The organism is Variovorax sp. GW821-FHT09D07 (assembly GCF_059416345.1).
On record NZ_JBWKOY010000001.1, the window covers coordinates 1,045,794 to 1,061,034 of the forward strand.

A 15,241-nucleotide genomic window follows, 5' to 3' on the forward strand; every position below is an offset into this window, starting at 1 on the left:
TCAGCGCCCCTTGTAGACAGGTTTGCGCTTCTCGAGGAAGGCCGTGCGGGCTTCCTGCGCGTCTTCGGTGCGGGCCAGCGCCATGGTGAAGTTCTGCTCGAAGCGGTAGCCGTCGCGCTGCGGCATCAGGTCCATCATGTTGGCGGCCTGCTTGGCATAGGCGATGGCCAGCGGCGCCTTGGAGGCGATCTCCTGCGCGATTTCCATCGCGAGCGGCATCAGCTGCTCGGCGGGCACCACTTCATCGATCACGCCGCGGCGGTACAGCTCGGCGGCCGGCACCTTCATGCCGGTGAAGAACATGCGGCGCGTGAACGACCGCCCGACCATGGTGCGCAGCATCGAGACACCGCCTGCGAGCCCGACGTTGATCTCGGGCATGGCGAAGGTGGCGTCCTCGCTCGCCAGGAAGATGTCGCACGCGGCCATGAGGCCGAAGCCCGCGCCCAGCGCGGGGCCGTTGACGGCCGCGATCACGGGCTTGGCGCATTCGCGAATGGCATTGCCCGTCTCGCGCGTCCAGCGGTTGTGGTCGAGGAAGTCGCCGGCCTTCTCGGCATTGGGGCGGTCCTTCAGGTCCGCGCCGGAGCAGAAGAACTTGCCGGTGCCCGTGAGGATCGCCACGCGCACGTCAGGGCGCTCGGAGACCTCATCGAAGATCTCGATCAGGCGGCGGCGCGTGGCGCGGTCCAGCGCGTTGACCGGCGGCTTGTCGAGCCGGACGACGGCGATGTAGTCGGAAACTTCCAGATTGATGCTCATCGCACACTCCCGGTTTGGTTGGAAAAAGAAACTTGCGGTGCACACGCCTGTGGCGCCAGCAGCTGGGCGACATGCAGGAGGCGATCGCCGTAGCGGAACTCGGAGGCGATGAGGCGCTGCGCGGTGCGCGTGGCCAGCACCTCTTCGCTCACGCCCATGCCCCCGTGCATCTGGATGGCCGCCTCCGCACAGGCGCGCGCCGACTCGGCCAGCGACACCTTGGCCAGGCGCAGGGTGCGGCGCAGATCGGGCGCGTCCTGCTCGTATTCGTTGAAGCAATGGATCACCAGACCCTTGGCGCCCAGGTACTTCACGTACATGTGGGCCACGCGATGGCGCAGCACCTGGAAGCTCGAGAGCGCCACGCCGAACTGGCGCCGCTCCTTCAGGTGGGTGACCGTCTGGCGGATGAGGGTGGCCAGCGCGGCCACGGTGTCGGCGGCCGTGAGCAGCAACGCGGCATCGGTGGCCTTGGCGCACGCATCGCGCGCAGCGGCACCGCGCGCGATGCACGCGCTCTCGGGCACGGCCAGTTGCGCCAGCGTGAAGTCCGCGCCCGCGCGGCCCTCCATCGTCCGGTATCGGGCCTTCGGTGCGCCGACACGTTCGGCATCGACCAGGAAGATGGCGTCCTCGCCATCGACTTGCGCAGGCACGAGGTAATGCGTGGCAGGCAGCGTCGCATCGACGCCCTGCACGGCGCCGCTCAGCTCATAGCCGATGTCGAGGTGCCTGGCCGTCACGGCATGGACGTCGGGCGTGGAAGACAAGGCGGTCAAGGGTGCCATCTGCACGCTGCCCTCGGCCACGGCTTCCAGCCAGCGCCGAGCCGTTTCGGCACCTGCGGCCTGCAGCAACAGCGGCACCACGGCGCAGGTCTCGACCACCGGCAGTTGAAGGCCGTGCGTGGCGAGCCCCTCCACGATGGACGCCAGATCGCTCAGGCTGCCGCCGACACCGCCGGTCTCCTCGGGCACGAGGGTGGCCGTCCAGCCCAGTTCGCGCACGGGGTCGCCCTGGATCGCGACGGCGATGTGGTCTTCGGCATAGCGGCTCGCCGCGTCCAGCAGCATGCCGGGAAAGAGCGACGGGAAAGAGGTGGACATGGCTCAGGCTCCCAGGAGTTCGTTGGCGACCACGTTGCGCTGCACCTCGGAGGTGCCGCCGGCGATGGTGCGGGCGCGCGTGAACATGTAGTTCTGGATCCAGGTGGCGTCGGGCACGTCGTCCCCGGCTTCGGCGAGAAAACGATGGGCGGCATCGGGACCGACCGCATCGAGGGCGATGGTCGTCAGGCGCTGCGCGACGTCGGCGCAGGTCATCTTGATGACCGAGGGCTGCACGCCCAGCGGACGCTGGTGGATCAGGTCGTCGGTGGCCTGCGCCATCATCACGCGCGCCCCCTTCACGTCGGCCTCGCACAGCAGCAGCTTGTGGTGCAGGCCGCTGAAGTCGCGCAGCCCCGCAGTGGCACGGCTCGCCTCTTCCACCAGCTGCGTGACCTGGCGGCGCATGAGTTCCAGCCGCGCCACGTTGGCCGGCGGGAGGCGTTCACGCTCGAGCAGGAACTTGGCGCAGGTCCAGCCCTTGCCGACTTCGCCGACAAGGTTGTCGGCGCGCACGCGCACCTCGTCGAAGAACACCTCGTTCAGGTGGTGCCAACCATCGATGGTCTTGATGGGACGCACGGTGACGCCCTGGGTGTCCATGGGCACCAGCAGCAGCGAGATGCCTTCCTGCTTCTTCGCTTCCTTCGACGTGCGCACGAGCATGTAGATCATGCTGGCCTCGTGGGCATGCGAGGTCCAGATCTTCTGGCCATTGACGACCCACTCGTCGCCCTCCCGCCGTGCGCTGGTGGACAGCGAGGCCAGGTCGGAGCCCGAGCCGGGCTCCGAGTAGCCCTGGCACCACCAGTCCGAACCGTCGAGGATGCGCGGCAGGAACCGCGCCTTCTGCTCGGGCGTGCCGAAGCGGATGATCACCGGCCCGATGTGGCCCAGCCCATGGTGATACAGGGGCGGACAGTCGTTCTCGGCCATCACCTCCTCGAAGATGAGGCGCTGGCGAATGTCCCAACCCGTGCCGCCGGCTTCGCGCGGCCAGCTCGGCGCACCCCAGCCCTGGGCGTTGAGGATCTGCTGCCAGGCCTGGTATTCGCGCTTGGTGATCTTCTGGCCGGCCGCGACGACGGCGCGGATCTCTGGCGGGCAGGCGCTGCGCACGAACGATTCGAGTTCGCGCCGGAAGCCGGCGTAGTCGATGGACATCTTGTCTCCTGTGGAATTTCGGAAAGGCTCAACCCTTGCGCAGCTGCGTGATCAGCTCGTCCAGGGCGGCGGTGGCACCGGCGGCGTCGCGCTGGTGCAGGTTGTGCGCCACCTTGCGGCGCAGCGGAAACAGGTCGGGACGCGGGCGCACCGAGAGCACATGCGTCATGCGCTCGCGCAGCACGCTGGTCATGGTCTGCGCCATCAGCGTGAGCGCTTCGTTGTGGCCGGCCGTGGCGATCGAGGAGAAGAACGCACTGGCGGAGGCGATGCGCTCTTTGAGCGGTGCGTCGTCGGGATGCGCCTCGATCGCACCGGCGGCTTCATGCACGGCGTCCAGCTCGGCCTCGGTGGCGCGTTCGCTGGCCAGGCGCAGCAACGTGCCATAGAGCGTGCGATAGGCCTCGTCGATGTCGGCGTCTCCCAGCCGCCCTTCCACGACCAGCTTGCGCAGCGACTCGGCCAGCTTCATGTAGGCGCCCTTGTAGAACACCAGCGCCTGGTCGGCTGCTCCGGCGCTCAGGTGCCGGACCTCGCCGATGAAGATGGTGTGGTCGCCAGCTTCGTGGGCCGCATGCACGCGGCACTCGAAGCTCGCCAGGCAATCGTCGATCAGCGGCATGCCCAGCGCGCCGGTGCGCCACGGCACGCCCTCGAACTTGTCCTCGATCTTGCTCGATGCAAACCGGCCCGACAGCGCATCCTGCTGCTCGGAAAGGATGTTGATGACAAAGCCGTCCGCCGCCTGGAACGTGCCCAGCAATCGGCTCGCATTGCGCAGGCTGAACAGCACCAGCGGCGGGTCCAGCGAGACCGAACTGAAGGAGTTGCAGGTCAGGCCGGCCGGCTGGCCGTCCGGCGTGCAGGTGGTGATGACCGCCACGCCGGTCGGAAAGCACCCGAGCAGCTGACGGAACTGGGCAGGCTCGATGGCGCCGCGGGTGCTTTCTTCTTCAGCGACTTCGGACATGGCGTCTCCTGGCGCTCGGCCTCAGGCCGCAGCAAGTTCGCTCTGGGCCACAGGCCGGTGCGGCGGATCGTTGGCGATCTCCTGCTGCACCGTCGGAATGATGACCTTGCCCCAGACCTCGAGCTGGCGCAGCATCGTGGCGTGGTCGAAATCGCCCATCTGCGTCTGGAAGCAGTAGTGCACCGGCTTGAGCGTGCGGATTTCGTTGATCACGCGCTCGATCACGGTGTCGATGTCGCCCACGGGCAGCAGCGCGCGCATCTCGTTCAGCGTGGGCTCGCCCTCGACGATGCCTTCCTCGACCTGGTAGTCGTCGGCGATCTGCGCGGTGCGCCGCTTCAGGCTCACGGCGATGCGGCGCTGGTAGCGGGCGCACTCGAGGTAGCTCTCGACCTCGTCCTTGTTGTTGCTGGCATAGGCCGCGCGCAACAGGCCGACCTGCACGCCGGCCGGGTCCTTGCCCTCCGCCGCGGCCACCTTGTCGATGAGCGCCCGGGTGCCCGCCAGCTTCTCCAGGCCGCCGTCGCCGCCGGAGACGAACACATGGTGGTCGGACTTCACGGCGCGCGACAGGAAGGCCGGGTCGACGCTGGTGATCCACATCGGCGGCATGGGGCGTTGCACCGCGCGCTGGCTGATGGCGCTCATCGGCTGCTGGTAGTACGCGCCGTCGTAGCTGAACTTCGGCTCCTTCAGGCCCGCCTCGAGCATGTCGAGCATCTCGAAGGTGCGGCCCTTGGCGGACTCGAGCGACACGCCGAAACGCTCGAACTCGAACTGCTGGTAGCCCGAGCCGATGCCCAGGTTCAAACGGCCGTTCGACAACTGGTCGACCATCGCCACATCGGCGATCAGGCGGGCCGGCGTGTACAGCGGAGCGACGACAATGCCGGTTCCCAGCCGGATGTTGCGGGTGACCGCGGCGCAGTGCGCGATCATGGTCAACGGCGACGAGCACATGCCGTAGTTGCTGAAGTGGTGCTCGGCGTACCACGCGGCCCCGAAACCCAGTTCGTCCGCCAGACGCGTCTGCTCGATGGCGTCGCGCAGGATCTGGTGGGAGGTCTTATGCTTGTTCCGCTGCTGCATCAAAATGAAGATTCCGAAATCCATCGCTGTTGCTCCTGGTTGGCTGGTGTTGATCGAGGTCCATCGTAGGAACTCAACGCCTGCGTGGATCACCAGCGAACGCACAGCTTCTTTGCGTCTTTCGAAATGAAGGCCCTCGACTCGCTGCGCATCTTTGTGGCCACCCAGAGAAAGGGCAGCCTCTCGGCCGCGGCCCGCAGCCTCAGCCTCTCGCCCGCGACCATCTCGCGGCGCATCAGCGCACTGGAAGAAGAACTGGGCGTGCAACTGGTGGACCGCACCAGCCGCAACCTCAAGGTGACGGAAGCAGGCCAGGCCTTCCTGGAACGGGCCGAGGCGATGCTGGAACTCATGAGCGAGGCCGAGCAGGCCGTGCACAACGCACGCCAGCGACCAGAAGGCCGGCTGCGCGTGCATTCGCGCACGCACATCGGCCTGCGGGTGCTCGCGCCGCTGCTGCCGCGCTTCGCGGAGCTCTATCCGGACATCCGTGTCGAGCTCGAACTCTCCGAGCATCCGATCAACCTGGTGGAGCACGACTTCGACGTCGACATCCGCACGGGAGAGTCCAACGATTCAGGCTTCGTCATCAAACGGCTGCAGTCCAGCGACGAGGTGCTGGTGGCCAGCCCGGCCTTCGTGAAGACCTACTCGCGCATCCGCCACCCCAGCGACCTGCCGCACGTGCGCTGCCTCACCTACCGGCGCGAGCGCGAGGTCATCACCTGGAAGTACATCGACCCGGCGGGTGAACAGCAGGAACTGGCCATACAGGGCGTGCTGAGTGCCAACAACGGCGAGCTGCTGCGGCTGGCCGCCATCGGCGGCATGGGCGTGGCGCTGCTGTCCGAGGCCACCGTGCGCGACGACCTGCGCGACGGCACGCTGGTGCGGCTGCTGCCCGAATACCGCTTTGCCGTGCGGGCGTTCTCCAACGGCGTCTTCGCCGTCTTCCGGCAGAGCCGCGTGCTGCCGCTGAAGGTGCGCGCCTTCGTGGACTACGTGGCAGACGCACTCAGAAGCGAGACCCGCTAGACGTCCGCGAAATGATGGGGCAGACGCCCCGTGGCGGGCAGGCCGGTGATCACGAACAGCCCGCCATCCTGCGCCTGGTTGCCCTCCAGCCGCGCGCTGCGTGAAATGCTGGTCAGGTACATGTGCTCCAGGCGGGGCCCGCCGAAGCAGATGCTCGTGGGGTAGCTCACCGGCAACTCGACAAGGCGCTCCAGCGTGCCGTCCGGGGCATAGCGCGCCAGCTTGGCGGCGCGGGTCAGCACTGTCCAGAGGAACCCTTGTGCATCGACCGTCGCCCCGTCGGGCCCGGAGTCGAAGGCGTGCGTCTTTGCAAACAGGCGCTTGTTGCGCAAGGGGCCATCCGGGTCGTAGTCATAGACCCAAATGGTTCGCTCCAGGCTGTCGGCCAGGTACAGCACGCGGCCGTCGGGGCTGAAGCAAGGCCCGTTGGCAAAACCGATGTCGTCGGCCAGGTGCTCCACGCGAAGGTCGGGGCGCAGCCGGTAGAGCCCGCCCTTCACCGCCTCGCCGGCCTGGCGATCGACGTGCATGGTGCCCGCCAGGAAGTTGCCCGCCGGATCGCACTTGCCATCGTTGAAGCGGACGTTCGGATGGTCGACGGGAATGCGGGCCAGATGTTCGAGCGTGCGCGTGGCGAAGTCATAGCGCGCAAAGGTGTGGCGCAGCGCCACCACGACGGCCTCACTGCGACACGGCGCGATCGACCCCACGGGCGCGGGCAACGGGTGCGGCTCGGGCACTCCGCCCTCGGGGTTCAACCGCCACAGCGTGCCGGCCAGCGCGTCGATCCAGTTCAGCGCCTGTGCATCGGCATCCCAGCAGGGGCTCTCGCCCAATTGGTCTTTGGTCGTCCCGACCCGGGTGATCTTCACGGTCATCGGGCAAGTGTGCGGGCGCGCTGGCGCCCCTGTCGGCGCATCCCGCAAAGCTGCTTTTCATTCCTTGCAGATCACTGCTGGGAGCTGCGCCCTAGACTGAATCCAGCGTTCGATTCGAACCAGAACAGGAGACAAGAATGAGCTATCGAAAACTCGTCATGGGGTTGGCGCTGGGTGCCTGCGCGCTCGCCCCGGCCCTCGCCCTTGCCCAACAGGTGACCCGCCTCGTCGTGCCCTTTGCGGCCGGCGGCGGCACCGACCAGTACTGCCGCATCCTGGCCCAGGAACTCGGCAAGCAGGGGCTGAACGTCATCATCGAGAACAAGCCCGGCGCCAGCGGCATCCTTGCCGCCGACTACGTGGCCCGCGCCAAACCGGATGGGCAGACCGTGCTCGTGTCGTCGCTGGGCACGCTCGCGAACAACAGCGTGCTCTACGAGAAGCTGCCCTACGACCCCGTGAAGGACTTCGCACCGGTCACGCAGATCGCCTACCAGCCCGCCATCGTCGTGGGCCGCACCGACCTGCCCTACAAGAACATCAAGGAAATGGTGGCCTACGCCAAGCAGAACCCCGGCAAGATCAACCGCGGTTCGCCCGGCGCGGCCATCCTGACCAACCTGGCACCCATCGCTTTCGAAAAGGAGCAAGGCATCAGCACCTTGCACATTCCTTTCAACGGAGACGCCCCCGCGCTGCAGGCCCTGCTGGGCAACCAGATCGACATCCACGGCACGTCCATCACGGGATCGCTGCCCTACGTGAAATCGGGCAAATTGCGCGTGCTCGGCGTGATGGATGCACAGCGCCTGCCGCAGGTGCCCGACGCCCCCACGTTCAAGGAACAGGGCTTCGACATGGAAGCCACGCTCTGGTACTCGCTCTCGGTGCCTACCGGCACGCCCAAGCCGGCGATCGACCGGCTGAACAAGGCCGTGAACCAGGTGATCGCAGACCCCGACTTCGTGGCCCGCGCCCGCGCCATCGGCATGGAGCCCCGCGGCGGCACGCCCGAAGAGCTGGCCCGGTTCATCAAGGTCGAGGCGGACCGCTGGCTTCCGATCTTGCGCAGTTTGAATCTGCCGAAGCAATCGCACTGATCCTCGGGCCCCATGCACAACGCCCCGGAACTCAAGCCTCGAAGGGCGGCTTCGGGTTCCAGGGCGTTGCTGCGATGGCGCCGGCACCCGAGGGTGCCAACCCCAAATCAGATCGAGATGTCCTTCTCCGACGCCACCTTGTTCCAGCGCTCGAACTCGCTGGCCATTCGCAGCTTCATGACTTCCGGCGGTTGGTAGGCGCTGAGCGCGCCGATGTTTTCGAGCCCGCGCTTCGTGTCCGCTTCGGCCAGGATGCGGCGCAGTTCCGAGTCGAGCCGGGTCACCACGCCGGCCGGCGTGCCGTTCGGCACGATCAGGCCGCTCCAGCTGCTCACGTTGAAACCGGCGAAGCCTTGCTGCGCGATGGACGGCACCTCGGGCAGGAAGGCCCGGGCATCGGCGGAGCCGAGCGCCAGCGCCTTGAGGCGTCCGCTGCGGATGTGCGGCATGGCCGCGACCAGGTCGACGAACATGGCGCCGATCTGCCCACCCAGCAGATCGGTGATGGCCGGCGCACTGCCCTTGTAGCCCACGTGCTGCATGGGAAAGCCGCCCATATCCTTGAGCTGCTCCATCGCCAGGTGGCCGATGCTGCCCGACCCCGCGGTGGAGTAGTTGACCGGCTGCGCTTTGGCGGCCGCGATGAAGCCCTTGAGATCGTTCACGCCCGGCAGCACCAGCGGGTTGATCATCAAGACCAGCGGCAAGTCGTAGACCGACGCCACGCAGGTGAAATCCTTGCGCACGTCGTACTGGTTGTTCCTGTAGACGATCGGCGCCACCAGCGCGGGCATGCCGAACATCGACACCGTGTAGCCGTCGGGCGCCGACTTGATCAGCGACGTGGTGCCGATGGACCCCGAGGCGCCGGGACGGTTGTCCACGATGACGGGCTGGCCGAGCGCGCCGGTCAGCTTCTGCGCGACCAGGCGCGCGGTCGCATCGGTCGGGCCGCCGGCCGGAAAGGCCACGACCATGCGAACGGTTTTTTCGGGCCAGCGGCTCGCCGCGTTGGCGCCGGCGGACAGCGACGCCAGCCAGGGCGCTGCGCCGGCCGCGAGGCACGACTTCAGCAGGAGCCGGCGCGGGGCGGCTGATTCGGTTTCGCGCATGCGGTGTTCGTTCATTTGATGACGCTTCTTTGGCTCAGGGAATCAAGTTGGCCGTCGCCCATGTCGAGCAGCTCACGCAGCACTTCGGCCGTGTGCTCCCCCAGGTGCGGCGGGTGGTGGCGCACGCCCGCGCGTGCGCCGTCGATGATGTAGGGCGGCGCGTGCACGGCCTGTGGCCCCGCCTGCGTGTCTTCGAAGCGGTGCCAGACCTGCGTCTGCGCCGTGCGGTCGGACTGCAGCGCGTCGTACAGGCCGAGCACCTCCCCGCAGGGAATGCCCGCCGTGTTCATGCGTTCGATGAGAACGGCGCGCGAGAACTGCCCGATCTTCGCGAGCAGGAGCGGCAGCAACTCATGCCGGTGCTTCGAGCGTTCGGTGTTGGTGGCGAACTTCGGATCGACCGGCAGCTCGGGGCAAAAAATCACTTCGTCGCAGAACTTCCTGAACTGGCCGTTGTTGCCGACCGCGATCACCACCGGGCCATCCGCGGCCTCGAACACGCCGTAGGGCACGATCGACGGGTGCGAGTTGCCGAACTTGGCGGGGTCGCCCTTGTTGAGCCAGGCGGTCAGCCCGTAGTACGAGGTGATCATCATCCCGCTGTCGTACAGCGACATCTGGATGTGGCGGCCCTCGCCGGTGCGCGTGCGTTCGTAGAGCACGGCCAGGATGGCCTGTGCCGAGTACATGCCGGTGAACATGTCGACCGCGGCAATGCCGAACTTCAGTGGGCCCTGGCCTTCTTCACCGTTCATGGCCATCAAGCCCGTCTCGCCCTGGATCACGAGGTCGTAGCCCGGCCGCGCTTTTTCCTCGCTGAGCACCGAGTAGCCCGAGATCGAACAGTAGATGAGCTTCGGGTTGAGCTTGCGCAGGTCGTCGTAGCCCAGGCCCATCTTCTGCGCGCCGCCGTACTTGAAGTTCTGGATGACCACGTCGCACTGCGCGGCGAGCTGGCGCACGATGTCCTGGCCCTCCTTGTCCTGCAGGTCCACGCAGATGGAGCGCTTGTTGCGGTTGCAGCTGTTGAAGTAGGACGTGTTGTGGCTGCCGATGCGCACGCCCCAGTCGCGCGTGTCGTCGCCGCGCTCAGGGTGTTCGACCTTGATCACGTCGGCGCCCAGGTCGGCCAGCGCCATGCCGCACAGAGGGCCGGCCATGACGCGTGACAGGTCCAGCACGCGCACGCCTGCAAGGGGTTGCATGAAAGTTGGGTTCATTCGATGGTTCTCGGGTCTTGTCTTCGATGCGGTTCGCCTGTTCGCCCAGGCGATCGCCGGACGACCGCGCACGGCGCAGCTGCGCGGCCTCCATCAGTTGGCGGTGTAGCCGCCGTCGACCGGCAGGATGGTTCCGGTGACGTAGCGCGCCTGCTCCGAGGCCAGGAACACCACGGGGCCCGCGATGTCCTGCGGATCGCCCACGCGGCGCAGGAACGTGCGGCGCACCATCCGCTCGTGACGCTCGGCGTCATTCGTGATGTGGGCGGTCATCGGCGTCATGACCAGGCCCGGCGCGACGGCATTCACGCGCACGCCGTGCGGACCGAAGTCGCGCGCCAGGAATTTCGTGAGCTGACCGACCGCCCCTTTTGAAGCGCCATAGGCCATGTGGGCCGAGGTCGCGACGAGCGAGGTGATGGACGCCACATTGACGATGGCGCCCCGCGTCTTGCGCAGGCCTTCGGTGCAGGCCACCGTCAGGTTGAGCACGCCCTTGACGTTCACCGCCATCACGTGGTCGATGTCATCCGAGAGCGACTGCGCATCGAACGCCGCGCTGCGGCCACCGACGCCCGCGTTGTTCACGAGCACGCCCACGGGGCCCCAGGCTTGCTGCAGGTCGGCGACCACGGCCTCGCATTGCGCGGCGTCGCGCACGTCCAGCGCGTACGGGCGCACGCGGTCCGCCGCATGGCCCGTGCGCGCGGCGGCCTCGCGCGTTTTGTCGGCGTCGATGTCGGTCAACGCGACGCGACAGCCGGCCTCCAGCAGGCGGGTCGCAATGGCGAAGCCGATGCCCTGGCTCGCCCCGCTGACCAGGGCCACCGTGTCATCGAACAACGGACGCATTCAATGCCCCTGCTTGGGCAGATCCAGGCGCTGAAGCAATGGAACCCAGCGCTCGGTCTCGGCCTTCACATAGGCGGCCAGCGCCTGCGGCGTTCCGCCTCGCGGCTCCATGCCGATCGCCTGGGAGCGCGCGATGAAGTCCGGATCGACCAGCACCTGGTTGACGGCGCGATTGAGCTTGTCGATGGTGTCCGTGGGCGTGGCGACTGGCGCGGACAGCGCGTACCACAGCAGTGCCTCGATGTCGTAGCCCTGCTCCTTGAACGTGGACGCATCGGGCACCTGAGGCAGGCGCTTGGCGTCCATGACGCCCAGCACACGCATCTTGCCCGCCTTGATGTGCTGCAACGGGCCGGTGATGGAGGTCCCCTGGATGTCGATCTGGCTGCCCAGCAGCGCCTGCAAGCCGGGCGAATCGCCATTGAACGGAATGTGCGTCGTGCGAATGCCGGCCATGCCCTCGAAGGCCAGCGGCGCCAGGTTGGTCAGGATGGAGGCGCCCGGCGAACCGCGGTTGATCTTGTCCGGATGGGCCTTGGCATAGGCCACCATTTCCTTGATGTTCTTGTAAGGCAGGTCCGAGCGCCCCACGATGATGGTCGGCTGGTAGGCGATCTGCGTGACGGGCGCGAAGCTCTTCACCGGGTCGTAAGGCAGCTTGTCGTACATCACCGTGTTGCTGGCCAGGATGCTCAGCGAGCTCATGAGCACCGTGGTGCCATCCGGCTTGGAACGCGCGACGTTGTCGGCGGCCACGATGCCGCTGGCGCCGGGCTTGTTGTCGACGATGGTCTGGGTGCCGCGCCTGGTGAGTTCAGCGGCCAGCAGCCGCGCGTACTGGTCGGTGCCGCCGCCGGCCGCAAAGGGCACGACGATGCGAAGGGGTTGCTGGGCCTGCGCCGTGCCGACGGCGAGGACGAGGCCGAGCAGAAAGCCGCCGAGGCGCTTCCGGGATTGCATGGCGATGTCTCCTGAATGGGGTGCCGAGATGGCTTTCCTCAGTTTAGGAGCGCGGGCTCGGCGGCATGCATCAAGGGATGAAAAGGTGCTTTGTAGTTTCGGGAGGAACGTCCGAGAGGTGTCCACCTACAGTGAACCGCCCTCGGAGGAAGCCACCGGCGCTGCACGGGGAGGAAACGCAGCTTCATCTTCGCAAGATTTCACAGCCTCACATCCATCAGAAGGAAAAGCGACATCGTGAACGTCCTGAAACCACTCCTGTGTGCAGCGGCAATCGCCATGCAAATGGCCACCGCTTCCGCGGCGACACCGCAGCCCTTGCTCGAGCGCGCGCTCGCCTTGTCCGATGCAGCCGAGCCCGACGTCATCGCGTGGCGTCGCCATCTCCATCAGCATCCAGAACTTGCGTACGCAGAAGTCGAGACGGCCAAGTACATTGCTGCCGCATTGGACAAGATCCCAGGTGTCGAAGTCCAGACCGGCATTGCCAAGACTGGCATCAAGGCCGTATTGCGTGGCGGCAAGCCCGGCCCGGTGGTTGCGTTGCGCGCCGACATGGACGCCCTGCCTGTCGAGGAGCGCAACGACCTGCCGTTCCGTTCAACGGCCAAGGCTCTGTGGCGTGGCCAGGAAGTTTCGGTGTCGCATGTCTGCGGCCACGACACACACGTAGCCATGTTGCTGGGCGCGGCTCAAGCCCTTTCGGCCATGCGAGAGGATCTGCCCGGCACGGTGGTCTTCCTGTTCCAACCAGCCGAAGAGATCGGCCCCGGCGCCGAAAACCCCAGCGGCGCGCTGGCAATGGTCAAGGCCGGCGTTCTGGACAATCCCAAGGTCGATGTCGTATTGGGCCAGCACATCGGCGCACAAGCGCCCAAGGGCTCCATCTCCTATCGACCTGGTGCCATGCTGGCCAGCATCGACGTGTTCAACATCAAGCTCAACGGCGCTGGCGGGCACGGCGCCGCGCCATGGGCGGCCAACTCTCCCATGTTGGCGACGGCGGAAATTGCCCTGGGCTTGCAGAACATCGTCAGCCACCGCACCAACCCGACGATCGATGGAGGCGCCACCGTGGTGACGGTGGGCATGCTGCAAAGTGGCAACCGCTTCAACATCCTGCCCGAGACCGCAGAACTCTCAGGCACGGTACGCGCGCTGTCGGCGCAGAACCAGAAGGTCGCCCACGAGCAGATTCGCATGAAAGCCGAGCACATCGCGGCCAGCTACGGCGTCAAGGCCAGTGTCCGCATCGATACCGGCGGGGGCTACGGCGTGCTTGTCAACGATGCACCGACCACGCTGGCGCTCGTCGATGCATTGAAGGCTGCAGCAGGAAAAGACAAGGTCGCGGAGATCTTGCCGTCGATGGGATCGGAGGACTTTGGCGCCTTCGGCGGCACGGGCGTGCCGGTGGTGTTCTGGATTTTGAACGCCTCGCCGTACCCCGATCGCGCTGGCCCGACCAATCATTCGCCGCTGTTCACCGTCGATGAGTCCGCGATGCGCATCGGGGTGAGAGCCTTGACCAGTGCGACCCTGGCGCAAGTGACACGTGCAAGGACAGGCACGCCCTGATGAATCGGATGGTGCAAGCCGCGCGGCACATGCCCTTGAAACTTCGCCCCCAACTCGCTGAAGGATTTGCGTATCAGGAAACGCGCCTCCACTGGACGCATAAAGAAAAAGCCGCCGCTCAAGTGAGCAGCGGCTTGATGTGTGTTTCTGTTGGCGCCACTCCGATTCGCCGAGCGAGCGCCGGGCCCTTAGCCTAGCCCCAGTAGCCGGTCCATTTCCTTGGGAAATGTCTTCGCGCTCTGGCGGTCGTGCTGACATCTCGACGAGGTCGAAGCGTCACGATTGAGGGGACCTCTAGGTGCATGGGCAGCACAAATGACGAAGGGGTTAGCAACTACTACGCTGCTAACCCCTGTCAATTTTGGTCGTGTGAAACCGATCTAAAGATGGCCTATAGACCGCATGAATACTGGCTTCGGCCGATTCGAAAAAGCTTTTGTACCCCCTCTTGTACCCCAACAGCGCTTTGTGCCGACTTCCGCCTCACGCGCCGATCACAAGGCGATTGCCGTTTCAGCCCGGCTGGCTCCTCAATGCAAGCGCACTCCTCGGCATCTCGACACCGCAGCATGCGGCGAGGATGTGATCGCGCAAAGCACAGTCCTGTTCGATCATCCAGTGAATCGACGAGGTGTCAGACTAAGGCGATCGCGCCCAGCAGGCGCAAAACTGTCCGCGCCAGTCTGCACCTCTCCAGCAGCGGCTAGGGTTGCGGCATCGCAGCGAAGTCGGCGGCTATATAACGTCCAGCAGAAACTGGAAACATCGGACAAATCGCCAGCACCGTCTACACCCCTCGCGGCATCACATATGCTGGGTATTTACACAGTATGAAAATTCGGATACAACTTTCACAAGTCGGTAAATGTTTGTGGTTCGCACAGGCACGCGTCACCGACGATTCGCAGAGTGGAGGTTCCGAGTGCCATCAGCAGAGCGTCGCCATTTGTTCATCAGTCATCATCACAAAGATGATGGGCTGGTGGACAAATTCGTATCCCTCCTCGGCAATAAGGGCTGGGATGTTCGAAACAGTTCAATTCGCGCGAAGCCTGCGAATCAAGAGAAGATCGAAAAGGGTTTGATCAAGCCGGCGGTAATACAGCGATTACTGCGGATGAAAATATCTTGGGCGTCGACCGTGGTCGTCTTGGTTGGGTCTGAGACGCACAGTCGGCCTTGGGTTAACTGGGAAATTGAACAAGCGCATGCGCAGGGAAAGCGGATCGTGGGCGTGTTCGAGCATGGTGGCAAGGACGCTGATGTACCGCCAAGCCTGGAGAAGTACGCATCGACCATGGTGGCTTGGAATACAGAGAGTATTCAGCGTGCCATAGATGGCGAGGTCCTCTTCCAAAACTCGGACGGTTCAGAGCGGTCGCCCTCAGCTGTGCGCGTAACATCGCAGTGCTGAA

The 15,241-nt window shown here is 65.7% G+C and carries 14 protein-coding genes; 4 read left to right on the forward strand and 10 right to left on the reverse strand.

Features of this window, described 5'->3' with window-relative positions; all coding sequences use genetic code 11:
- The 5 genes from AC07OX_RS04720 to AC07OX_RS04740 are packed head-to-tail and all read right to left on the reverse strand — an operon-like array spanning position 1 to position 5,115.
- Complete coding sequence (locus tag AC07OX_RS04720; RefSeq protein WP_495260050.1) at positions 1-762, reverse strand: enoyl-CoA hydratase/isomerase family protein; 762 nt, start codon at positions 760-762, stop codon at positions 1-3.
- Positions 759-1,868, reverse strand: a complete 1,110-nt coding sequence (locus tag AC07OX_RS04725) for an acyl-CoA dehydrogenase family protein (protein WP_495260051.1) — start codon at positions 1,866-1,868, stop codon at positions 759-761. Before AC07OX_RS04725 ends, AC07OX_RS04720 begins: the two co-directional genes overlap by 4 nt.
- 3 nt (positions 1,869-1,871) lie before the next feature.
- Positions 1,872-3,032 carry an acyl-CoA dehydrogenase family protein gene (locus AC07OX_RS04730; protein ID WP_495260052.1) on the reverse strand — a complete coding sequence of 387 codons (1,161 nt, stop codon included), beginning with the start codon at positions 3,030-3,032 and terminating at the stop codon, positions 1,872-1,874.
- 28 nt (positions 3,033-3,060) lie between these two features.
- Positions 3,061-4,002, reverse strand: a complete 942-nt coding sequence (locus AC07OX_RS04735; RefSeq protein ID WP_495260053.1) for a flavin reductase — start codon at positions 4,000-4,002, stop codon at positions 3,061-3,063.
- Between the two features lie 21 nt (positions 4,003-4,023).
- A complete protein-coding gene (locus AC07OX_RS04740) occupies positions 4,024-5,115 on the reverse strand; it encodes an LLM class flavin-dependent oxidoreductase (RefSeq protein ID WP_495260054.1) in 1,092 nt (363 codons plus the stop codon).
- Positions 5,116-5,217: 102 nt separating this feature from the next.
- On the opposite strand from AC07OX_RS04740, the gene AC07OX_RS04745 reads away from it, so the two are divergent.
- The gene (locus tag AC07OX_RS04745; protein ID WP_062473426.1) at positions 5,218-6,126 is read left to right on the forward strand and encodes a LysR family transcriptional regulator; all 909 of its coding nucleotides are present in this window, start codon (positions 5,218-5,220) and stop codon (positions 6,124-6,126) included.
- On the opposite strand, the gene AC07OX_RS04750 is transcribed toward AC07OX_RS04745, so the two are convergent.
- Positions 6,123-7,004, reverse strand: a complete 882-nt coding sequence (locus tag AC07OX_RS04750) for an SMP-30/gluconolactonase/LRE family protein (protein WP_495260055.1) — start codon at positions 7,002-7,004, stop codon at positions 6,123-6,125. The two genes, AC07OX_RS04745 and AC07OX_RS04750, sit on opposite strands and share 4 nt — an antisense overlap.
- A gap of 137 nt (positions 7,005-7,141) precedes the next feature.
- Here AC07OX_RS04750 and AC07OX_RS04755 point away from each other — a divergent pair, with 137 nt between their 5' ends.
- Complete coding sequence (locus tag AC07OX_RS04755; protein ID WP_495260056.1) at positions 7,142-8,104, forward strand: Bug family tripartite tricarboxylate transporter substrate binding protein; 963 nt, start codon at positions 7,142-7,144, stop codon at positions 8,102-8,104.
- A 107-nt stretch (positions 8,105-8,211) separates the two neighbouring features.
- Here the strand turns inward: AC07OX_RS04755 and AC07OX_RS04760 are convergent, their stop codons facing one another.
- The 4 genes from AC07OX_RS04760 to AC07OX_RS04775 form a co-directional block, all read right to left on the reverse strand.
- On the reverse strand, positions 8,212-9,231 hold the full coding sequence (locus AC07OX_RS04760) for a Bug family tripartite tricarboxylate transporter substrate binding protein (protein WP_495260057.1): 1,020 nt from the start codon (positions 9,229-9,231) through the stop codon (positions 8,212-8,214).
- Complete coding sequence (locus AC07OX_RS04765) at positions 9,228-10,421, reverse strand: CaiB/BaiF CoA transferase family protein (RefSeq protein WP_495260058.1); 1,194 nt, start codon at positions 10,419-10,421, stop codon at positions 9,228-9,230. Before AC07OX_RS04765 ends, AC07OX_RS04760 begins: the two co-directional genes overlap by 4 nt.
- A gap of 108 nt (positions 10,422-10,529) precedes the next feature.
- Positions 10,530-11,288, reverse strand: coding sequence for an SDR family NAD(P)-dependent oxidoreductase (locus tag AC07OX_RS04770; protein ID WP_495260059.1), 759 nt, complete (start codon positions 11,286-11,288; stop codon positions 10,530-10,532).
- Positions 11,289-12,248 (reverse strand): Bug family tripartite tricarboxylate transporter substrate binding protein, encoded by a 960-nt coding sequence (locus tag AC07OX_RS04775; RefSeq protein ID WP_495260060.1) that lies wholly within the window; start codon positions 12,246-12,248, stop codon positions 11,289-11,291.
- Positions 12,249-12,485: 237 nt separating this feature from the next.
- Between AC07OX_RS04775 and AC07OX_RS04780 the strand changes: the two genes are divergently transcribed.
- Together AC07OX_RS04780 and AC07OX_RS04785 are read left to right on the forward strand one after the other, a co-directional pair.
- The gene (locus tag AC07OX_RS04780) at positions 12,486-13,826 is read left to right on the forward strand and encodes a M20 metallopeptidase family protein (protein WP_495260061.1); all 1,341 of its coding nucleotides are present in this window, start codon (positions 12,486-12,488) and stop codon (positions 13,824-13,826) included.
- A 922-nt stretch (positions 13,827-14,748) separates the two neighbouring features.
- Entirely contained in the window at positions 14,749-15,240 is a 492-nt protein-coding gene (locus AC07OX_RS04785) for a TIR domain-containing protein (RefSeq protein ID WP_495260062.1), read from the forward strand.
- The last annotated feature ends 1 nt before the right edge of the window (position 15,241 follow it).